Source organism: Sulfurimonas sp. (genome assembly GCF_014859695.1).
In the GTDB taxonomy this organism is placed as follows: Bacteria; Campylobacterota; Campylobacteria; order Campylobacterales; family Sulfurimonadaceae; genus Sulfurimonas.
The window spans coordinates 1-19,932 of record NZ_JACUTS010000001.1; the positions used below are offsets into that span (position 1 = coordinate 1).

The 19,932-nt window shown below is 38.8% G+C and carries 23 protein-coding genes; 18 read left to right on the forward strand and 5 right to left on the reverse strand.

Annotation, left to right across the window (positions count from 1 at the left end):
- Both IBX42_RS00005 and IBX42_RS00010 read left to right on the forward strand, forming a co-directional pair.
- Positions 1–621 (forward strand): MBOAT family O-acyltransferase (locus IBX42_RS00005; RefSeq protein WP_294926866.1); only part of this gene is annotated, 621 nt, incomplete at its 5' end.
- Between the two features lie 8 nt (positions 622–629).
- Positions 630–1,688 (forward strand): hypothetical protein, encoded by a 1,059-nt coding sequence (locus IBX42_RS00010; RefSeq protein ID WP_294926869.1) that lies wholly within the window; start codon positions 630–632, stop codon positions 1,686–1,688.
- Positions 1,689–1,785: 97 nt separating this feature from the next.
- On the opposite strand, the gene IBX42_RS00015 is transcribed toward IBX42_RS00010, so the two are convergent.
- From IBX42_RS00015 to IBX42_RS00035, 5 genes are all read right to left on the reverse strand, one after another.
- On the reverse strand, positions 1,786–3,036 hold the full coding sequence (locus IBX42_RS00015; RefSeq protein ID WP_294926872.1) for an NnrS family protein: 1,251 nt from the start codon (positions 3,034–3,036) through the stop codon (positions 1,786–1,788).
- Positions 3,036–3,773: an ATP-binding cassette domain-containing protein gene (locus IBX42_RS00020; RefSeq protein WP_294926875.1), complete on the reverse strand. Its 738-nt coding sequence runs from the start codon at positions 3,771–3,773 to the stop codon at positions 3,036–3,038. Before IBX42_RS00020 ends, IBX42_RS00015 begins: the two co-directional genes overlap by 1 nt.
- The gene (locus IBX42_RS00025; protein ID WP_294926879.1) at positions 3,761–4,543 is read right to left on the reverse strand and encodes an ABC transporter permease subunit; all 783 of its coding nucleotides are present in this window, start codon (positions 4,541–4,543) and stop codon (positions 3,761–3,763) included. The genes IBX42_RS00020 and IBX42_RS00025 overlap by 13 nt, the downstream gene beginning before the upstream one ends.
- Positions 4,544–4,546: 3 nt before the next feature.
- Positions 4,547–5,530: an ABC transporter substrate-binding protein gene (locus IBX42_RS00030; RefSeq protein WP_294926883.1), complete on the reverse strand. Its 984-nt coding sequence runs from the start codon at positions 5,528–5,530 to the stop codon at positions 4,547–4,549.
- Positions 5,531–5,602: 72 nt separating this feature from the next.
- The gene (locus IBX42_RS00035) at positions 5,603–6,550 is read right to left on the reverse strand and encodes a transporter (protein WP_294926886.1); all 948 of its coding nucleotides are present in this window, start codon (positions 6,548–6,550) and stop codon (positions 5,603–5,605) included.
- A 134-nt stretch (positions 6,551–6,684) separates the two neighbouring features.
- On the opposite strand from IBX42_RS00035, the gene ligA reads away from it, so the two are divergent.
- The 16 genes from ligA (at position 6,685) to IBX42_RS00115 (ending at position 19,844) form a co-directional block, all read left to right on the forward strand.
- Positions 6,685–8,643: an NAD-dependent DNA ligase LigA gene (ligA, locus tag IBX42_RS00040; RefSeq protein ID WP_294926889.1), complete on the forward strand. Its 1,959-nt coding sequence runs from the start codon at positions 6,685–6,687 to the stop codon at positions 8,641–8,643.
- Positions 8,630–9,340 carry a TlyA family RNA methyltransferase gene (locus IBX42_RS00045; protein WP_294926892.1) on the forward strand — a complete coding sequence of 237 codons (711 nt, stop codon included), beginning with the start codon at positions 8,630–8,632 and terminating at the stop codon, positions 9,338–9,340. Before ligA ends, IBX42_RS00045 begins: the two co-directional genes overlap by 14 nt.
- Before the next feature lie 92 nt (positions 9,341–9,432).
- Positions 9,433–10,266, forward strand: a complete 834-nt coding sequence (locus tag IBX42_RS00050) for a Bro-N domain-containing protein (RefSeq protein ID WP_294926895.1) — start codon at positions 9,433–9,435, stop codon at positions 10,264–10,266.
- Positions 10,250–10,855: a class I SAM-dependent methyltransferase gene (locus IBX42_RS00055; RefSeq protein ID WP_294926898.1), complete on the forward strand. Its 606-nt coding sequence runs from the start codon at positions 10,250–10,252 to the stop codon at positions 10,853–10,855. Before IBX42_RS00050 ends, IBX42_RS00055 begins: the two co-directional genes overlap by 17 nt.
- A gap of 109 nt (positions 10,856–10,964) precedes the next feature.
- On the forward strand, positions 10,965–11,315 hold the full coding sequence (locus tag IBX42_RS00060) for a hypothetical protein (RefSeq protein ID WP_294926902.1): 351 nt from the start codon (positions 10,965–10,967) through the stop codon (positions 11,313–11,315).
- Positions 11,316–11,400: 85 nt separating this feature from the next.
- Positions 11,401–11,673: a hypothetical protein gene (locus IBX42_RS00065; protein WP_294926905.1), complete on the forward strand. Its 273-nt coding sequence runs from the start codon at positions 11,401–11,403 to the stop codon at positions 11,671–11,673.
- A gap of 60 nt (positions 11,674–11,733) precedes the next feature.
- Positions 11,734–12,555 carry a bifunctional riboflavin kinase/FAD synthetase gene (locus tag IBX42_RS00070; protein ID WP_294926908.1) on the forward strand — a complete coding sequence of 274 codons (822 nt, stop codon included), beginning with the start codon at positions 11,734–11,736 and terminating at the stop codon, positions 12,553–12,555.
- Between the two features lie 5 nt (positions 12,556–12,560).
- A complete protein-coding gene (locus IBX42_RS00075; RefSeq protein WP_365943134.1) occupies positions 12,561–13,595 on the forward strand; it encodes a tRNA pseudouridine(13) synthase TruD in 1,035 nt (344 codons plus the stop codon).
- 78 nt (positions 13,596–13,673) lie between these two features.
- Positions 13,674–14,348, forward strand: coding sequence for a F0F1 ATP synthase subunit A (locus tag IBX42_RS00080; protein ID WP_294926911.1), 675 nt, complete (start codon positions 13,674–13,676; stop codon positions 14,346–14,348).
- A gap of 12 nt (positions 14,349–14,360) precedes the next feature.
- Positions 14,361–14,624 carry a hypothetical protein gene (locus IBX42_RS00085; protein ID WP_294926914.1) on the forward strand — a complete coding sequence of 88 codons (264 nt, stop codon included), beginning with the start codon at positions 14,361–14,363 and terminating at the stop codon, positions 14,622–14,624.
- 88 nt (positions 14,625–14,712) lie between these two features.
- A complete protein-coding gene (gene gatB, locus IBX42_RS00090) occupies positions 14,713–16,137 on the forward strand; it encodes an Asp-tRNA(Asn)/Glu-tRNA(Gln) amidotransferase subunit GatB (protein ID WP_294926917.1) in 1,425 nt (474 codons plus the stop codon).
- Positions 16,138–16,141: 4 nt separating this feature from the next.
- Positions 16,142–17,698 (forward strand): ion transporter, encoded by a 1,557-nt coding sequence (locus tag IBX42_RS00095; RefSeq protein ID WP_294926920.1) that lies wholly within the window; start codon positions 16,142–16,144, stop codon positions 17,696–17,698.
- On the forward strand, positions 17,695–18,399 hold the full coding sequence (locus tag IBX42_RS00100) for an NAD-binding protein (protein ID WP_294926922.1): 705 nt from the start codon (positions 17,695–17,697) through the stop codon (positions 18,397–18,399). The genes IBX42_RS00095 and IBX42_RS00100 overlap by 4 nt, the downstream gene beginning before the upstream one ends.
- Positions 18,392–19,282 (forward strand): NAD(P)H-dependent glycerol-3-phosphate dehydrogenase, encoded by an 891-nt coding sequence (locus tag IBX42_RS00105; protein ID WP_294926924.1) that lies wholly within the window; start codon positions 18,392–18,394, stop codon positions 19,280–19,282. The genes IBX42_RS00100 and IBX42_RS00105 overlap by 8 nt, the downstream gene beginning before the upstream one ends.
- A 69-nt stretch (positions 19,283–19,351) precedes the next feature.
- A complete protein-coding gene (locus IBX42_RS00110) occupies positions 19,352–19,579 on the forward strand; it encodes a hypothetical protein (RefSeq protein ID WP_294926927.1) in 228 nt (75 codons plus the stop codon).
- Positions 19,580–19,583: 4 nt separating this feature from the next.
- The gene (locus IBX42_RS00115) at positions 19,584–19,844 is read left to right on the forward strand and encodes a type II toxin-antitoxin system RelE/ParE family toxin (RefSeq protein WP_294926930.1); all 261 of its coding nucleotides are present in this window, start codon (positions 19,584–19,586) and stop codon (positions 19,842–19,844) included.
- Positions 19,845–19,932: the final 88 nt, after the last annotated feature.

Below are 19,932 nucleotides of genomic sequence, written 5' to 3' on the forward strand. Positions count from 1 at the left end.
AAAGATTTTTGGAGAAGATGGCACATCACGCTTAGTAGATTTCTAAGAGATTATGTTTACATTCCTCTTGGCGGAAACAGACATGGAGAGTATAGAACGCATGTAAACCTAATGGCAACATTCATTCTCGGTGGAATTTGGCACGGAGCAGGATGGACATTTGTCTTTTGGGGATTTTTACATGGATTGGCTTTAGTATTTCACAGAGTTTGGAGCAAATTTAATTTCCACATACCAAGAGTACTGGCATGGTTTATCACTTTTAACTTTATCAATATCACATGGGTCTTTTTTAGAGCTAAAGAGTGGGAGGATGCAGTGAAGGTTTTAGGTGGGATGGTTGGACTTGGCGGATTTACACTCCATCCAATTTTTGAAAGATTTGCGTTTTTACATCAATTTAACATCAAATTTCAACCTTATGATACGATAACTTTACCTTTGGCAGAAACACTCTGGTTTCCGTTTGCCTTTATCATTATTTTATTTTTTAAAAACTCAATGCAAAAAATAAAATCTTTCACTCCAAATAAAAAAGTAGCGATTTTTACTGCGTTTTTGCTCTCATTTGGCATCTTATCACTTACAAAAATAAGTGAATTTTTATATTTTAATTTTTAAGGTTTTTAATGAGTAGTAAAAAATTTATAGCTTTTGTTGGACTGTTTGCGTTTTTGATTGTTGGATTTGTTGGCGGTGTGAATTATGTGGTTGACCCATTTAACATTTTTCATACAAAGTTTTTAAAAGAACAATTTCAAAGGAATGAAAGATTTATGAAAATAGAATACCTAGAAGAAAATCATTCTAAATTTAATTCATACATGTTTGGTTCATCAAGAATTGGCACAACTCCACCAAGTGTAATTGATAGGTATGTAAAGGATGCAAAATTTTATAACTTTACAATTTCAAGCGCTAATTTATATGATTATTTAATGCATTTAAAATATTTTATAAAAAGAGGTTATCCTTTGCATAATTTATATATTCAAATAGATATTGATAATATGAATAACTTTGGAAGAATTGATACAGATTATTTAAGAAAATTTCATCCTTTTGTAAAAAATGAAAAACTATATAATTTTTATATTGCTTATTTAACTGGCTTTTTTCCTTTTAATATTAAAGGTAAAGTGCAAGTTAATATCAAACAAGACGATCTAGTTGGCTATTTTATTGAAACAGGCATATGGACGAGACCAAAGAAAGAAGAAAACATAAAAATAAATCCTCTAAATTTTATAAAAAATGAGCCATCCTTCAACACAAAGAATTTACGAAACGTTAAGAACACTCAAAGCAAAAATAATTTAGAAGCTTTGAAAGAAATTGCTAGTCTCTCTAAAAAGCATGGTGTAAACTTAATTATTTTTACTACACCACATAATAAAAATATGATGGATACATTTATTATTGATGACTATTTAGAATTTTTAAAAACAATTTCAAGGGTTGGTGAATTCTATGATTTTTCAGGATATAACTCAATTACAATAAATAATATGAACTATTATGAAAGTAGCCATTATAGGGAAAATGTTGGTAGACTAATCGCTGCTAAAATTTTCAACGACCAAACAGTTGATGTTCCAAAAGATTTCGGAGTCCTCGTCACCAAAGAGAACATCGAGGAGCATCTTCAAAACCTAAAAGAGCAAATCAAAGCTTACGACTTAAATTAACCCTTTCCTCATTCCCAACTTGTAGCTGGGAATGCATGCATGAAACTTGTAGCTGAAATATGCATTCCTACGCTGGAACGATAGGAACGAGAGCTTCCTAGCCCTTAATCCCGTCTGCTCTTGGAGCCGTCAAAAAACCAAAAAAGACCTTAGCGTAAAGCATAAAAGGTACACTCCATAAGATAGCCGAGTAGAGATAGAGTTCGCTTGAATACTCTGGATAGAAGGCTATCGCACTTCTCATAAGCGTTGCAACAACTATTAGTCCGACCATAAGATGCGTGTAGATGTTTGAGGTCAGATGGCGTCCTGTGTGAATCCAGCCGATGATTATCATGACCATAAGATAGGCAAGACCGTAGCCGCCGCTTGTTATGAAGTGTCTGAAATGAGTGATATTTTCAACTTCATTTGCAAGGATGCTATAGCCCATCATGGCGTAACCGAGCCCCAAAAGTACATATATAAGACTTAGATAGATAACGTAGGGTTGATTGAGAATAAACTTATCTTTTAGTTTATAGTCAGACGTTATGGCAAGAATCGCTGCACCGGCTGAGAGTCCAAGCCAGCCGAGTGCTGAGTTCTCAGGGTATAAAAACTCCACTACGCTAAAGAGTCCGATTGTAAATAGCGCCAAGTTGGTAAGAGGCGGGCGTGATACATAGACATCGTCTATGCCTTTGTCTTCCATAAGCTCATTTACCGCTTCCATATTGACGCGTCTAAGTGCTAGAAGTATCAAAATGACATGTGCGCCGAGTGCTAGTTTTAAGATATCCATCGGGTCTGTTTGCGCAAGTCCCGCCATGGAAGCAAAAAACCATGTTTCAAGGATGAAAATAGCTACCATTGTATAGCCTAAAGAGGCATGTCTTTGGAGTTTATCAAGCACGGCAGCTCTTGCAAACCAGATAAGGTAGCCAAGCATCGCAAGGTTAAAAAATGCAGCGATATATACGCCCGTAATATCAATAAACCAAAAACTAACTCTTCCTAAAATCCATAAAATGACGACGTTTCTTAGTTTTTTACCCACAAGCGGCACAAATCCGGGAAAGAGTTCGGGAAGTCCGGTCGATAAAAATGCCAAAATCCCCGCCGTAAGTATGCCAAAAAGCATTTCATAGACATGCCAGATAAGGATATTGTCCATAAACGGGATGTTTAAAACTCCGCTCCAAACAAATCCCCATAAAATCATCGAGATTACTAAGTAGGGTGCGAGAAGCAAAAAGATAGGTCTAAATCCGTATGCCAAATATGGAGGAACACCTTTTTCATCGGGGTAGTAAAGATAGTGGTTCGTTGCATGTAAAACTTGCGGTTTCTCTTCTTCGTGCTTCATTATTTTAGTTCCAATTCAAACGTACTTATAATCTCTTCGTCTTGTAGTATCTCCACGCTTTTAGAGAAAACATACCTATCTTCTCTTTGGTTTTGGATAAGGTCAAACCTGAATTTTTTTACAATATGCCCCAGATCGGCTTTTAGAAGCAGCATCTCATCGCTTAGGCGAATCGCCTCCATAAGGTCATGCGTGATGAAAAGTATGCTTATCTCTTTTTTGCTTATCATATCAATGAGCACGCTCTGAAGCTCTTTTTTAAGCCCTATGTCAAGTGCGGAAAATGGCTCATCCAAAAAAAGCAGGGAGGGTTTGAGAACAAGCGCTCTTGCAAAACTAACTCTCTGCTTCATTCCACCGCTTAAATCTTTTGGAAATTTCTCAAAATCATCCTCTTCAAGCCCGAAACGAAGCGCTATCTCTTGCGATTTTTTTATTGCGCTCTCTCTCTTTTCGCCCTTTGCCAAGAGTCCTAGAGAGATGTTATCTATAACGTTTTTCCATGGAAGAAGTCTTGCCTCCTGAAAAGCAAATGCGCTACTCTCAAAGGTGTTTGTAACGCTTCCTTCCTGAACATCAAGGAGGTCGGCGCAGAGATGCAGAAGTGTTGTTTTACCGCCGCCGCTTGGACCTACTATGGAGAGAACTTCCCCTTTGTCGAGCGTAAAGTTTATATCTTTTAAAATCTCTGTAAAACCGAAGTGATGGTTTAGTTTTTTAACCTCTAATCTCTCCATAACTCGACCTCTCTCTTAATTGGCTCTAATATTATGTACTCAATAAACATGAGCGAAGCTATCATGATGACAACGATTGAGAGAGCCGTAGGAGTATCTAGCTGACTTCTTGCAACAGCCAAAGATGCGCCGATACCGTTGCTTGTCGCCAAAAGTTCCGCCATGATTACTATCTTCCATGCCATGCCCAGACCGCTGACCCACGCAGGAAAAACGTAGGAGAAGATATGCGGAAAGTAGACATCAAAAAAGCGCATGTGCCATGGAAAGTTGAAACTCTCCGCCATCTCTTTTAGTTCACCATCAAGCGTACGAGTTCCTTGAAGCGCTCCGACAAAGATGATAGGAAACGAGGCGACAATAACCGTAAAAATTACGGTTTCATCACCCATACCGAACCAAATCATCGCCAAAACTATCCATGCAATCGGTGGCATACCCACTAAAATGGTAACAATAGGGCGGCTCATCATGGAAGCTGTTGCGAAAAATCCAGCCAAAAGCCCAAGAGCAGTTCCCAAAATAAGCGAGAAGCCAAAACCCATAGAAGCGCGGTAAAGCGTCGTCTCTATCTCTGCTATAACTGCATCGTCATGAAGCATCAAGCCCAGTGTTTTGAAGGTCTCAAGCGGAGAGGGAAGAACCAAATCGCCGTAAACCTGATTGCCTACATCCCAGAGCGCTACAAAAAGAAGTATGGAAGCAACTGCTCCCCATCCGCTCCACAAATATGCCGGAAAATCTTTGAGAATTTTTAAAGCAAATTTCATATATTAAAGTCCATAGTAAAAACTATCATCGGGGAGTCTGCCGCCGATGCTTTTAGGATCTTCATCTTTTAGGATGTTGAAGAAAAATTCCAAATCTTTTTTTGCTTCTACTGCACTTACGTTTTTAAATCTTATTTGCGAGATTGAATCGCTCACGCCCTCTTCACTTAACATCTCAATGTTTTTTGCAACCAGTTTGCCCGCTTCTTTTGGATTTGCTTTATACCACTCTAACGATTTTGCATACTCTTCTTGAAATCTTTTTATGAGATGTTCATCTTTGACATGCCCCATAACTGCAATACCCGCTTCGGGAAGATCGCCGTTTGTGTTAAAAACCTTACCCCACTCCTCCTGAAGATCTACGCTTCTGTATAAATCAGGTGCGACTATGCTGATAGGAAAAGATTTTGTTTTTCTAAGTGCCATAGAGATTGCGGGTTCAGCTAAAAGCGAGTGGTCTATTCTTCTCATGATAAGCATCTGCATAGCATCTATCGGACTTGCCACATAGACGAGTTCAAAATCTTTTTGCGGGTCCAGCCCCTCTTTTTTGAGCAGCTGTTTAAAGACGATATCGGGCATATCTGCGCGAAAGGGAACAGCTATCTTTTTGCCTTTAAAGTCTTTAAGGGTTTTTAGTGAATTATCACGGCTTATCATCCCTAAAATCCCCCAAACGGAGACATTGAGAAGTTTTATATCTACGCCTTTGTTGTTCAAAATCGCCGCGGTGTTTGTCGGAACAGCCACAAAATCTACATTGCCTCTAATTGTCATAGCTCGAAGCTCATCGGGATTTTTCCAGAGTTTAAACTCTATTTTATCCGCTACGTCGCTTAGAGCATTTGTCTCAATCATATGTAAAATAGGATGCGAGACGGATGCAAAAGGACCCGATACGACAATCTTTTGTAGTTTTTCAGCACCGAAAAGAGCGGTTGATGCAAGTGTCAGTGATAAAAAAGCAGTGATAAGACGTTTCATTTTTTAGCCTTTATAATTAATTTTTTGTATCATAGCAATAATGATATTTATTATCATTGATTAAAATCAATTTCAAAAGAGATAGCCGACTCTAAAGATAAATTTCTCTTTCTCAAGCGGCTGATACTCTTTTAAATCATAATGCGCCAAAAACGAGACTCCAAAACCAAAATGAATCTTCGGTTTACCAAAAGGCAAAAACTCGATTTGCGGCGTTATATAACCCGCACTTCCGCTAAATGCTTTAAATGGAAGCATGGCGCGAAGCTGTGCGTTTGTGTCATCTCCCATATTCGTTTTTGTATTATACTTAATGTTATACTCAATACCAATATTTAGTTTGTTTGTGACTGCTTTTGTCGTTGAGAGGTTCAGAGCAATCTCATCACCGAAATCGTAGTCGTTGTGCGCTTTTGGTCTGTACGTGTACATAGCGTGCGCATCCGCTTCCCAGCTCTCGCTTATCATCTTTGTCGCTCCAAGCCCGAGCATATACTCAAACTCTCCAGTTCCCATCTGTGTCGGCATTGGAGTATTTACGCCGTTTGCAACTGCCGGAGCAGTCTTAAATGAGCCGTTTGTTGCACCTGTCGGGAGTTTTATGCCTGCATCAAGAGAGAGCTGATAGTTCGCATCACTCATGGGCACCAAAATATGTCTTGCCGCCAAAACGATGTCACCCAAGCCTTTGTTATCTATGGCGACATCGTTTAAGCCGAGTCTTGCTGTTGCCTCGATATTTTTGTAAGGGATGATTGCGCTTACGGTCGTTTTGTTTGAGAGACCGTAGCTTAAAGCAACCATGGTTATGTTTGCCGTTGCATCAAGATTCTCTCTGTTTTGCACCTCGCTTGAGCCGTCAAACATGCTGTTTCTCTCAAAATTAATGTGCGTAATCCCCATCTTTAGCTTGCCTTCGGGTAGAACCAAAGCACCGCCTTTAGAGTTAATCGCAGGCATAACATCCGCACTTAAAAGCATAGGAGCTATTAAAAGCGATTTTATAAATAGATTTTTCATTGTTTGTTTTCCTTTTTATATAATGATATTCATTCTCAACTATAACTTTACAACAATATTTCTTAATTAAATATAAATATTGATAACTATTATCAAGTTAATTATTTTAAGAAGATTTTGATAAAATTTTGCCCATGAATAAAGAACAATATATAAAAGCGGTAGAGCTTCTTAATCTCTACTCATACCATTACTATGTACTTGATGACCCGATAACAACCGATGAGGTTTATGACAAGCTTTACCATGAAGTTTTGGAGTATGAAGAGCGCCATGTGGAGGATATTTTGCCCTCTTCACCCACGCAAAGAGTAGGCGACACAGTCTCGGAGGGATTTTCAAAAGCTCCTCATCTTAGCCGTATGTGGAGTTTGGAAGATGTTTTTGACAGTGATGGACTGCAAAAGTGGCTTATAAAAACTTACAAACTAGATAAAAACATAACATTTTACTGCGAACCGAAGTATGACGGAGCAAGTCTGAACCTTATCTATGAAGAGGGCAAACTTACTCAAGGCATAACCCGCGGAGACGGAAGTGTGGGCGAACTGATAACGCAAAACGTAAAAACCATCCGCTCAATCCCGCTAACCATAGAGCATAAAGAGCGCATCGAAATTCGCGGCGAGGTCGTGCTTTACAAAGATGAGTTTGAGCGCATCAACCAAGAGAGAGCCGCAAAGGGCGAGGCGGTTTTTGCAAACCCGAGAAATGCCGCAGCAGGAAGCCTAAGACAGCTTGATTCAAGCATTACCGCTTCAAGAAATCTTGTCTTTTTGACTTACGGTGTCGGAGAAAACAGACTGGAACACAAACTGTTGAGCCAAAGAATGGAGTATATCTACTCTTTGGGCTTTAAAAAACCGCCGCTTCGAGCTACATGTAAAGATTTTGACGAGATTCAAGCCGTATATGAAGAGATGAACAAAAACCGAGACAGCTATGCGATGATGCTTGATGGTATGGTTATAAAAGTAAACGAGATAGCCGCACAGATAGATATGGGTTATACGGTTAAAAACCCGCGTTTTTCGGTTGCCTATAAATTTCCCGCAGTTGAGAAGATAACGACTTTAAAAGAGATAGTGCTTCAGGTTGGACGCACGGGTGCGGTTACTCCCGTTGCCATTGTCGAGCCGACAAATATCGACGGCGTTATAGTCGAGCGGGCAACTCTGCACAATTTTGATGAGATAGATAGAAAAGATATCCGCATAAATGATAAGGTTATCATCCTTAGAAGCGGCGATGTTATACCAAAAATCATAAAAGTTTTAACTCATGATAGAGACGGAAGCGAGATGAAATATGAACGACCGACGACTTGCCCGGTTTGCGGCAGCGAGCTTTTGGATGAGGGCGTGCTTCTAAAGTGTCAAAACCTTACATGTGAGGCAAGAGTTATAAACTCCATCATCTATTTTGCCTCAAAACCGTGTCTAAATATCGACGGTTTGGGTTCTAAAATAGTAGAGGCACTTTTTGAATCAGGTTTGGTAAAGAGTGTTATTGATTTGTTTGATCTGACTTTGGAGAAGCTCTTAACATTAGATGGTTTCAAAGAGAAAAAGGCGCAAAATCTGCTTGATTCGCTTGAGGCCGCAAAGGGGTGTGACTACCGGCGGTTTGTAAACTCTTTGGGTATCGAGCACATAGGAGAGGTGGCATCTAAAACTATGAGTGCTCGTTTTGGAAGCTCATTTGTGGATGCTTCTAAAGATGAACTGGTCGCGCTTGACGGCTTTGGAGAAGAGATGGCGGAGTCCGTTTTGGAGTTTGTCAGAGTAAACAGAGAGACGATTTTAAAACTCCAAGAGATTTTGCGTCCGCTTGAACCGCTTCAAAGAGAAGAGCCAAAAGAGAACCCGTTTAAGAGCAAGAACGTTGTTCTTACCGGAAGCATGAGCGAGTCAAGAGACGTTATAAAAGAGATGCTGGAAGCTTTAGGTGCAAAGGTGGTGAGTTCCGTTTCCAAAAAGACGGACTTTGTCATCTACGGTGAAGATGCGGGAAGCAAATATGACAAAGCCGTTGATTTGGGCGTTGCTGTTCTTAGTGAGCAAGAGATGAGGGAAAAAATTGAGCAGGCTTGATAACTATCTGGTAGAAAATGGTCTGTGCGAGAGCAGAAACAAAGCGCAGACACTTATAAAAGAGGGATTTGTGAGCGTAAACGGCGAACAGATTATAAAGACATCGCATAAGCTAAAAGAGAGTGACAAAGTAGCGGTTAAAGAGCATAAAGAGTATGTCTCCCGCGCAGCTTTTAAACTGAGCGCTTTTTTAGATGAACTCTCTCTTGATGTAAAAGGGATGAGTGCGCTTGACATCGGCTCTTCAACCGGCGGTTTTACGCAGGTTTTGCTAGAGGGCGGAGCAAAAGAAGTAACGGCGGTAGATGTCGGGCGCGAACAACTACATGTAAGCTTGAAAAACGATGAGAGAGTTCACTCATACGAGGGTTGCGACATAAGAGAGTTTGAGAGCGACGAAAAGTTTGACATAGTTGTAAGCGATGTCGCTTTTATATCTCTGCTTTATATCTTGGATGCCGTCGATAGATTCGCAAAAGACAAAATCATCCTCCTTTTCAAGCCGCAGTTTGAAGTCGGGCGAGAGGCAAAAAGAGACAGAAACGGCGTCGTGACTGATGAAAAAGTTATACTCGGCGCCATGATAAAGTTTGAGGATGCTTGTGCTTTGCTGGGGTGGAAGTTGGTTTTAAAATCGCCTTCAAAACTCACGGGCAAAGAGGGCAATTTGGAGTATTGCTATTTTTTTGAGAAATAGATTTTAGATAAAATATAACAAATTGCAATATTTTTTGAGTTGGCTTATCACAAAAGCTATAATGTTTGAAATGATTATAAAAGGCAAAACTGATGAAACCGCATGAATCTATCAAACTTTTTGAAGAGAAAAAAGTAAGAACTCTCTGGGATGATGAGCAAGAGAAATGGTACATCTCTGTCGTTGATGTCGTAGAGATACTTACGGAAAGTGTAAATCCTAGAAAATATTGGAGCGTTTTAAAAACACGACTAAAAGCTGAGGGAAGTGAGTTGGCTACAAATTGTAGTCAACTGAAAATGAAATCACCTGATGGGAAATATTATAAAACGGATGTAGCCGATACTGAGCAGCTTTTTAGGCTTATTCAGTCTATCCCCTCACCAAAAGCAGAGCCTTTTAAGCTTTGGCTGGCTCGTGTCGGAAGTGAGCGTATTGATGAGATGAGTGACCCTGAACTTACCATAGATAGAGCATTGAAACAGTATTTGGAACTCGGATATAGCCAAAACTGGATAAATCAAAGGCTAAAAAGCATCGAAATACGAAAAGAGCTGACAGATGAGTGGAATAGAGTAGGAGTGCGAGAGGGAACAGGGTTCGCGACACTTACGGATATTATCACAAAAACTTGGGCAGATAAAACAACAAAAGAGTACAAAGTCTTAAAAGGTCTCAAAAAAGAGAACCTGCGCGACAATATGACAAATACGGAGCTGATTTTGAATATGTTGGCAGAAGCATCTACTAAAGATATCTCAGAAGCGATAAACCCTAAAAGCTTTGAAGAGAGCAAAGATGTAGCCAAACAAGGCGGCAACGTGGCAAAAGTCGCACGAGCCGAACTTGAAGCTAAAACAGGTAAAAAGGTAGTGACAAGCAAAAACGCAAAAAATCTACTTGAAGATAATGAAAAAAAGAAATGATAAAGAAACAGGATGCAGCATGATGCCTTTTAACAATCTAGGATTTGTCTTTAAACACTTCGGCTCCATTATATATTCCAAACCTATTTTAGAAGATCTATGTCTGTTTTTGCATGGCTTTACCGACAAAGAGAGCGTCTTGGATATCGGTGCCGGAACCGGAGTGATGAGCGAGTTCGCCTACAGATGCAACGAAAACTTGAAGTATGTGGCAGTTGACCCCGCAGAGGGGATGCTCAAATACGCTCTGCCGTATCTGGAAACTCACATAGGAGCAGCAGAGGCGCTGCCGTTTGAAGATAACAGTTTTGATGCCGTATTTATGGGGGAGTCGCTGCATCACTTTGAAGATATAGACGCCGCGTTTAGCGAGGTAGTGTGTGTGCTCAAAGATGGCGGAAGACTTTTTATATACGATTTTGATTTAGGCACGTTTTTGGGAAAAAGCATATACATGATGGAAAAACTATTCGGAGAACCCGCCAATTTTTATGAGCCGAGTGCACTAAAAGAGATACTTGAGAGTTACGGTTTTAGCGTAACTGTAATGAAACACGGATGGCGGTATACTGTAAGTGCTTCGCTCTAGCAACGTCAAGTTCTTTTCTTGTTTAAATGAACAATATCTAAATTAAATACAGAGAAGTAAGATAAAATTAGTGTATCATTAAAGAATTTCAATTTTAGGAGTAAAAAATATGAATCAAATAAAATATTATGTTATTACTTTTTTTATTTTTGCTTTAATTAGCCCAGTTGCAGCACTAGATATAAAAATAGGGGACAAGTTTCATATTACGGGTTGTGAAAATGGAACATTAGTAGTGCCAGTTGTTAATATGTGGAATAAGCCAGGCAATGCTGCTAATGTTATTGGTAGATTGTCTGGTGAGGGTAGAGAAGACCGAGGTTTAAAATGTCAAGGCGCAAGAGTAAAACTTTTGGAAGTTAAAAATGTAAATGGTAGAATTTTTTTAAAAATTAAATCATTGGTTAATTTAAAAGAGGGCTGGATAACAGATAGTTTTGTTGGTAAAAAAATACAGTAAAATAAAAATATAAGTGTTTGGCTATTCAATTTCTTTTTACTCTTTAGATGCAAGTGAGCTAACAAACAAACCACGGAGAGAATAAATGAACAGTTTCACAGTAGATGTCGTCGGTATCGTAGGTGTGGCAATGGTTCTGGCAACATATTTTTTACTCCAAAGTGAAAAGATAGACGCCAAAGGTTTTTTATACTCGTTTCTTAACTTCTTAGGGGCGCTACTTATTGTCTATTCACTCTTGTATAACTGGAATCTTGCCTCTTTTATCATAGAGATTGTTTGGGTTTTGATAAGTCTTTACGGGCTTAAAAAGTGGTATAGAAATAAAAAGCAAAACGCTTTTAATGATAATATATAGACCATTTAGATAAAATTTCGCATAAAAAAAAGAAGCTATTTTAGTAAAGAGGAAAAAGATTTGAGAAACAGTACATCCATCGCAATTGGCGGCTTTGACGGGATGCACATCGGACATCAGCAGCTTTTTGGAGCGTTGGATGAGAATAGCACTATTGTCGTTATCGAGACTGGTTATGCAAACCTTACTCCAAAAAAGGAGCGCGAGCACTTTTCGCACTTTCCTTTTCTCTATCTTAAACTTGATGATATCCGTCATCTTAGCGGGGAAGAGTTTATAGCTTTTTTAAAAGAGAAGTTCCCAAAACTCCAAAAGATAGTAGTCGGGTATGATTTTCACTTTGGAAAAAACAGAAAATACTCCTTTAATGACCTGAAAACTCTATTTGATGGAGAGGTAGATGTGATTGAGGAGGTCTCGCTTCACGGCGATTCCGTGCACTCCCACAAGATAAGAGCAAAGCTTCAAATCGGAGATATAGAGGGAGCTAACGCTTTTTTAGGGCATAATTACACTATCAAAGGGCATGTCGTCTCAGGTCAGGGCATAGGCAAAAAAGAGCTGGTCGCTACTATAAACGTAGAGGCAAAAGAGTTTTTGATGCCAAAAGAGGGTGTTTACGTTACGCTTACGCGCATTGATGATGAGGAACATTTTCATCCATCGGTCTCTTTTGTCGGGCACAGAGTAACAACAGATGGAAGTTTCGCGCTAGAGAGCCATATACTTGATGGAGAAGTGTCATGCAAAGAGAGCGCAAGCATTAGTTTTGTCAACTTTATCAGAGAAAACAAAAAATTTGACTCGCTAGATGAGTTAAGAAAAGCTATAAAAAAAGATATAGCAATCGCTTCAAAGGAGCTAAAATTTCTACAATTATAAAAGAGCTGGACAGAGAGTATCTACACAGCATACAGGATATTGATCTAAAATTTTACCAAAATGAAAAAGATTTCGTGGTCGATGAAATTCCTATGGAAGAGTTTTTAGGCAGAGGAAATTACCTCATTTTAAAAGTGCAAAAAGTTGAACTTACAACTTGGGACATGATTGCCATCTTTGCGGAATACTTGGCTATTCCCGCTCAAAAGATAGGTTACGCCGGGCTTAAAGACAAACATGCAACGACTACGCAGTACCTCTCTGTGGAGACAAAACATGAGTATATGCTTAAAAAATTTCAACATAAACAGATTAAAATCTTAAGTACGACAAGACATTCGCACTCCATTAGAATGGGAGATTTGGCAGGAAACAGATTTAGCATAAATCTTTACGAGCTTGATGCAATAGACGCAGGCAAAATAGAAAAAGTTGCTAGAAAAATAGCAAAAAACGGGCTTCCAAACTACTTCGGTTACCAAAGATTCGGGCGCGATGCAGACAGTATTGAGCAATCTAGAGAGATGATAAAGGGCGAACTCTTTATTGAAGACGCGAAACTTAAAAGCTTTTTGATCTCTGTTTATCAGAGCTACTACTTTAACGAGTGGCTAAGAGAGAGGATAATGCTTTCCAAGGAGAGCGGCTCTTTGGAATTTACGCTTCTTAGCGGCGATGTTTACATGTCAAAAGATGGCAAACTCTCAACTCTAAAGCTGATACCCTCAAAAGAGTTTGCGGCTAAAAAATTGGTACCGACCGGACTTCTTTGCGGTCGAGATGTCTTTCGTGCAAAATATGATGCGGCGGAGATAGAAGCAAAGTACGATGATGAGTTTTTGCAGGAGAAGGGTCAAAGACGTGAAGCCCTAGTTTATCCTACCGATATTGACTGTAAATACGTTAAAAAAGAGACAATGCTAAATATCTCTTTTACGATGCCAAAAGGCGCTTACGCAACTGTTTTTCTAGAGAGTATTGCGGGGAAAAATTACAGCGCAAAAGATGTAAAAAGAGACAAAAGTAAAAAAAAGAGATAAATTTTTTCTCGTATTATAAAAGTTTAATTAAATTTTTACTATAATCACAAAATATTTATGAGACAGGGAGTACACCATATGGGTGAATTGTTCACATTTTTCGGTCTGATTTCTCACGATAAGACTTTTATCTACATGACGCACATGCTGCTTTCAGCCGGCATTGCTTTGATGCTTGTTAAAATGGCTATGTCAAACTTAAAAATGGTTCCAACCGGAACTCAAAACGTAATGGAAGCGTACATCTCAGGCGTTCTTAAAATGGGAACGGATGTAATGGGTCAAGAGAATGCTCGTCGTTATCTTCCGCTTGTTGCGACTATCGGACTGTTTGTAGGTATTGCTAATATAGTCGGTGTCATTCCAGGTTTTGAGGCTCCAACCGGATTTTTGGAGATGCCTCTTACTTTGGCACTTGCCGTATTTGTTTACTACAACTATGAAGGTATCCGCCGTCAAGGTGTTATCAAATACTTCAAGCACTTCCTTGGACCTGTTTGGTGGTTATACTGGTTGATGTTCCCAATCGAGATAGTTTCTCACATCTCTCGTTTGGTATCTCTTAGTTTCCGTCTTTTCGGTAACGTTAAGGGTGACGATATGTTCTTAATGGTAATCTTGATGCTTGCTCCATGGGTTCTTCCGTTGATCCCTTTTGCTCTTCTTACATTTATGGCATTCTTGCAGGCGTTCATCTTTATGATGCTTACGTATGTTTACCTTGGTGGAGCTATAGCTGTTGACGAACACTAACGGCTAAACACTATGCAAAAAGAGAAATTCGATAGAATTATTAGCTTTTTGCTTGGAGCATCGTGGGCAATCGTCATCTTCGGTGCTCTTATAACTTTTCAGATCTTCTCTTTTTTAGGCTTTTCACTCGCTCTTTTTACTACTATAACTTTTATAGTTATCTCTTTCTTCCTGATTTTAGCGCTTGACGCTTTTGTTATAAACAGACTAAGGCTTGAAGAGGCAAAAAAACATACACAACTCTTAGAAAAAATCTACTCAAAACATACCAAGTAAATCCACAATTATTTGCGCTTTATGAAACATAAAAGCATTAATTGGGTAAAATCCAACACAATATTATAATTTTTTATCAAGGAAAACTATGTTTGAAATAGTTATCGGTCTAGAAGTCCACGTTCAGCTAAACACAAAAACTAAACTTTTTTGCTCATGTCCTACGAGCTTTAACCACAAACAAAATACAAACACATGCCCGACCTGTCTGGCACTTCCTGGAGCTCTTCCAGTACTGAACAAAGAGGTGCTTCATAAGTCTGTAATGCTTGGAACAGCAATAGATGCAACTATAAATAAAACATCATATTTTGATAGAAAGAGTTACTTTTATCCTGATAGCCCATCCGCTTATCAGATTACGCAGCTCTATACTCCAGTAGTTGAACATGGAAAACTGCGTATTGATTTTGAGAACGGAACCCATAAGATTATTCGTATAAATCGTGCACATATTGAAGCTGATGCGGGAAAAAACATACATGACGGTGCTATTTCAAAAGTTGATTTAAACCGTGCCGGAACACCGCTTTTAGAGATAGTGAGCGAGCCTGACATGAGAAGTGCCGAAGAGGTTACTCTTTATCTTAAAAAACTCCACTCGATTATTCGCTACTTAGATATCGGCGATGCAAACATGCAAGAGGGTTCATTTCGTGTGGATGTAAACGTCTCTATTCGCCCAAAAGGTGACGAGAAACTCTATACGCGTGTTGAGATAAAAAACATAAACAGCTTTAGGTTTATCCAAAGAGCCATAGAGCTTGAAGTTGCTCGCCAGAGTGAAGCTTGGGAAGATGGTGTTTATGATAAAGAGATTCTTCAGGAGACAAGACTTTTTGATCAGGTAAAACAAGAGACCCGTTCAATGCGCGGTAAAGAGGAAGCGGCTGACTATCGTTACTTTCCAGAGCCTGACTTGCTAAAAGTGGTTGTAACCGATGATATGATGGAGGAATTTAGCAAAATTCCTGAACTTCCAGATGAGAAGATGGAGCGTTTCGTAAAAGATTACGGCATGAGCGAGTATAACGCTATGGTTGTTACATCTTCGCTTGAGATGGCGCACTTCTTTGAGAGAATGATGGAGGAGGGCATAAGCGCTAAAAATGCTCTTACATGGCTGACTGTTGAGCTTCAGGGCAGATTCAAAGGAGAGGTTAATATCTCAAACTCTCCTATTGATGCTAATAAACTCGGTTTTTTGGTAAAGAGAATAGAAGATGGCACCATAAGCGGAAAAGCTGCTAAAGAGGTTCTTGACTATCTTTTAGAAAAAGGCGGCGAGGTAGATGCGGCTATAGATGCACTTGGACTAAAACAGGTAAGCGATACGGGTGCGATAGAAGCTATTTGTGATGCTATTATAAATGCGAACCAAGACAAAGTAGCAGAGTATCAAGGCGGTAAAGAGAAGCTTTTTGGCTTCTTTGTCGGGCAGGTTATGAAAGAGTCCAAAGGAAGCGCAAATCCGCAGAGCGTAAACGAGATATTAAAAGCAAAGTTGGGATAATATTTTGTTAAAACGTTTGATAGTAGACGGCGCCTATGCGATTAGTACGTCAAAACGTTATGCCAAGATAAAGCATTTTTTTTACAATTTTTTAGAAAACGACTCCAACAAATACAAAAAGATATTTGACCTCTTTATGATAGCGCTTATCTTCTCAAGTGTTGCCATACTCATTAGAGAGGTAAAGTCTCATGTAGACGACTCCCTTCTTTTTTTTAACAACTACATCATCTCAATCATTTTTCTTATAGAGTATCTGCTTAGGTTTTGGGTAACCAGCAGTGTAAGCGAGATAATCATCAAGCATAGTGAATATGACGTTATGCTAAAGAGAGAGTTTAGTCTTCTAAAAGCTTTTAGAGAGATTATTGCTATAAAGATGCGGTATGTTTTTTCTATAAAGGCTATTATAGACCTCTTTGCCATACTTCCATTTTTCCATGAGTTAAGACTTCTGAGGCTTTTTGTACTATTTAGGGTATTTAAACTCTTTAGATACGCCAAAAGCATACAGACATTCGGCTCAGTTATAGCAACAAAGAAGTTTGAGTTTTTAACGCTCTTTATTTTTGCATCTATAGTTATTTTTGTCTCATCCGTTCTTATATACGTTATGGAGGCAAATAATCCGACTTCGCCTGTAAACACTCTGTTTGAAGCTATATACTGGGCAGTCGTGACAATCTCTACGGTTGGCTACGGCGATATTGCTCCTGTGACCGAAGAGGGGAGGATTGTGGCTATGTTTGTTATCGTAGCCGGAATTGCGGTCTTCTCATTTACAACCTCTTTGATAGTGACCGCATTTACGGAGAAGCTCGATGAGATAAAAGATGATAAGTTAATCAACGACATAGCTAAGATGAAAAGCTTTTACCTTATATGCGGCTATGAGGGGATATCGAAAGAGGTTGCAAAAAAATTATCCCACAACAGCGATATTATTGTTTTGGAGGAGAATGACAAAAAAGCCAGACAAGCAAAAAAAGATGGTTTTTTCGCTCTTAATTATGACCCGGGAAGTATAGATAGCTACAGAAAACTTCGCATAAATATACAAGACCAGGTAAAAGCGATACTCTGCCTTGGGCACAGCGATGTTGAGAATGTTTATACCGCTTTGACCGTTCGCTCTTTTAACAAAGATGTATATATACTCTCTATTTTAAAAAATAAAATGAATAAAAATAAGCTGATGTTTGCAGGCGTAAATGAGGTTTTTTACGAAAAAGAGCTTGTAGGAATGATTGCAAAGGGTCTAGCAGGACAAAAAATCGCATTTGAGGCTATTCATGCTCTTCGTTCTAGCTATAACGGTGTTGATATGCAAGAGATTGTTATAAACGAGAGAATAGCAGGCAACTACAGAAGTGTTGGTAAGCTTCAGAGCAAAAAGTTTAGGATACTTCTTTTGGGTCTTCACAAAAGCGACTCAAAAGAGTTTTTGTTCAATCCAAAAGATGATACAACTGTTGAGGCAGGGGACTATCTGCTTCTTATAGGAAATATACAGTTTATAAAAGAGTTTAATAGCTTTTTATACAAAAAGGATGGCAGATGAGAAAGAGTACCGCACTGCTTTTTGGATATAACGACTATACGCTTGAGATTGTAAAAAATATCTCTCTTTATTATGAAAATATAGAGATATTCAGACTTGATGAGAGTAGTGATAAAAATATACAAAACAGCAAGTATAAAATATCTAGATTTGATCTAAGCGATGATTGGGATGAGCTAAAGGATAGCGTCAATATAGACGAATGTACAGCTTTTTGCGTATTAGAGGATACCGCGGAGAATATTTTTCTTACAATCTCTTTGAGAGAGGCTTTTGAGGAGCTTACCATTGTGGCATTGGCAGAGGATAAGGAGAGTGCAGACAAACTCTCTCTTGCGGGAGCTTCAAAGGTTATACCTACTATTCAAACAACGGCAAATATGATAGTAGAGATGCTTGAAAAGCCGATAATCACACAAGTGCTTCACAATATTTTATATGAAAAAAGCGATTTAAAGATTGCTCAGATAAGAGTAGATAATGCTCATAAATTTGAAGGAGTCTACCCATATGATATAGATTGGGGAGCGGAGTATAATGTACTGGTTTTGTCGGTTTTAAGAGAAGATTTGGAGACTGAGTTTATATATTCATCAAAAGCAAAACATCACCAAATAAAAGAAGGCGATGTGTTTGTAGTGGTCGGGTATGAGAAAGATTTAGGTGAATTTGAAAGAATTATGGGGAGCAGATATGACTAAAGTAGGAGTAATAGGAGCCGGAAAATGGGGAAGTGCTTTGGCTTTTGCACTAAGTGAGAAGTGCGAAGTTTATATAACCTCAAGGACTCCCAGAGATATGAAAAATTTTGTCTCTTTGGATGAGATTTTAAAGTTGGAGTACATAGTTATTGCTATTCCTGCGCAACAGGTTTCGTCTTGGCTAAGAGAGAATTTTAAATACAACAATCAAAAAATATTGGTTGCCGCAAAAGGTATAGAGGCTACGACAGGAAAGTTTTTAAATGAGATATATGAGGAGTATGTTCCCGATAATAACATTGCTTTTCTCTCAGGTCCATCATTCGCCACTGAGGTTATGAAGTCGCTCCCTACCGCACTTGTAGTCAACTCTAAAAATGAGGAGCTTAGCAAAAAGTTTGCCTCCTTTTTTCCATCATTTATAAAAACATACACCTCTACGGACGTTGCCGGAGCAGAGGTTGCGGGTGCTTATAAAAATGTTATAGCTATAGCGGCAGGCATTTGCGAAGGTTTGGGTCTTGGGAAAAATGCAGCCGCTTCGCTAATATCCAGAGGTCTTGTAGAGATGCAGAGATTTGGCAAAGAGTATGGCGCAAAAGAGGAGAGTTTTGTAGGACTTAGCGGCGCAGGAGACCTGTTTTTAACAGCATCCTCAATCATGAGCAGAAATTTTCGTGTCGGGTTAGGGGTTGCTCAAGGCAAATCTAAAGAGCAGATAGTAGAGGAGCTCGGAGAGGTGGCAGAGGGCATCGGAACAACATATGCGCTCTATAAAATAGCCCAAGAGAAAGATCTCTATCTTCCCATAGCAAGAGAGGTCTATAATATGTTAGAGGGTTTAGACCCGCATGTGAGTTTGAGTAATTTCCTTGCAAATTAATAAAAAAGTTGCTTAATAGCTAAAATATATGTATAATTATTCATACGATTATATGAATAGGAGTGTATGATGCACAAAATAAGAAGCACATTTACAGTCTCTGACTTTATCATTGATGAGTTAAATAGTGTATCGCAAGAGCTAAATGAGAAGAAAAGTCATATTGTTGAAAAAGCTCTTAGTATGTACTTTGATGCAATAGATGAAAAACTCTCAGACCAAAGACTTAAAAATCTTGAAAACAAAAAAGAGAAGCTTATCCCCACAAGTGAAGTTTTTAAAGAGTTAGGTTTATAGCTACATGTACGAACTTAACTTTTTAAGCAGTGCAAAAAAAGAGTTCGTTAGACTTGACACTGTAGCTCAAAAAATTATCAAAGAAAAACTCCTCCTCTTAGTCACAAATCCCGATATTTTAAAAAACAACATCAAAGCACTCAAGGGCGAATACAAAGGTAAATTTAGACTTCGCATAAACCAATACAGAGTCGTCTTTCAAGTAAAAGAAGAAATTCTAGTAATAGTTATTATTCGCATTAGGCATAGGAAAGAGGTTTACTAGATGGCTACATGTAGCGTAGAAAATTGTAAAAATGAGTGTTTTGAGCAAGAAAATAACTGACCTTGCGCACTTTTGTAAAAAAGTTTGT

Bases quoted from the DNA above. Each gene is read 5' to 3' on its own strand.
- IBX42_RS00085 (WP_294926914.1), top strand. From the start codon at position 14,361: ATGCAAAAAGAGAAATTCGATAGAATTATTAGCTTTTTGCTTGGAGCA.
- IBX42_RS00080 (WP_294926911.1), top strand. From the start codon at position 13,674: ATGGGTGAATTGTTCACATTTTTCGGTCTGATTTCTCACGATAAGACT.
- IBX42_RS00025 (WP_294926879.1), bottom strand. From the start codon at position 4,543: ATGAAATTTGCTTTAAAAATTCTCAAAGATTTTCCGGCATATTTGTGG.
- IBX42_RS00105 (WP_294926924.1), top strand. From the start codon at position 18,392: ATGACTAAAGTAGGAGTAATAGGAGCCGGAAAATGGGGAAGTGCTTTG.
- IBX42_RS00055 (WP_294926898.1), top strand. From the start codon at position 10,250: ATGAAAAAAAGAAATGATAAAGAAACAGGATGCAGCATGATGCCTTTT.
- IBX42_RS00030 (WP_294926883.1), bottom strand. From the start codon at position 5,530: ATGAAACGTCTTATCACTGCTTTTTTATCACTGACACTTGCATCAACC.
- IBX42_RS00050 (WP_294926895.1), top strand. From the start codon at position 9,433: ATGAAACCGCATGAATCTATCAAACTTTTTGAAGAGAAAAAAGTAAGA.
- ligA (WP_294926889.1), top strand. From the start codon at position 6,685: ATGAATAAAGAACAATATATAAAAGCGGTAGAGCTTCTTAATCTCTAC.
- IBX42_RS00010 (WP_294926869.1), top strand. From the start codon at position 630: ATGAGTAGTAAAAAATTTATAGCTTTTGTTGGACTGTTTGCGTTTTTG.
- gatB (WP_294926917.1), top strand. From the start codon at position 14,713: ATGTTTGAAATAGTTATCGGTCTAGAAGTCCACGTTCAGCTAAACACA.
- IBX42_RS00110 (WP_294926927.1), top strand. From the start codon at position 19,352: ATGCACAAAATAAGAAGCACATTTACAGTCTCTGACTTTATCATTGAT.
- IBX42_RS00060 (WP_294926902.1), top strand. From the start codon at position 10,965: ATGAATCAAATAAAATATTATGTTATTACTTTTTTTATTTTTGCTTTA.
- IBX42_RS00100 (WP_294926922.1), top strand. From the start codon at position 17,695: ATGAGAAAGAGTACCGCACTGCTTTTTGGATATAACGACTATACGCTT.
- IBX42_RS00115 (WP_294926930.1), top strand. From the start codon at position 19,584: ATGTACGAACTTAACTTTTTAAGCAGTGCAAAAAAAGAGTTCGTTAGA.
- IBX42_RS00015 (WP_294926872.1), bottom strand. From the start codon at position 3,036: ATGAAGCACGAAGAAGAGAAACCGCAAGTTTTACATGCAACGAACCAC.
- IBX42_RS00065 (WP_294926905.1), top strand. From the start codon at position 11,401: ATGAACAGTTTCACAGTAGATGTCGTCGGTATCGTAGGTGTGGCAATG.
- IBX42_RS00020 (WP_294926875.1), bottom strand. From the start codon at position 3,773: ATGGAGAGATTAGAGGTTAAAAAACTAAACCATCACTTCGGTTTTACA.
- IBX42_RS00035 (WP_294926886.1), bottom strand. From the start codon at position 6,550: ATGAAAAATCTATTTATAAAATCGCTTTTAATAGCTCCTATGCTTTTA.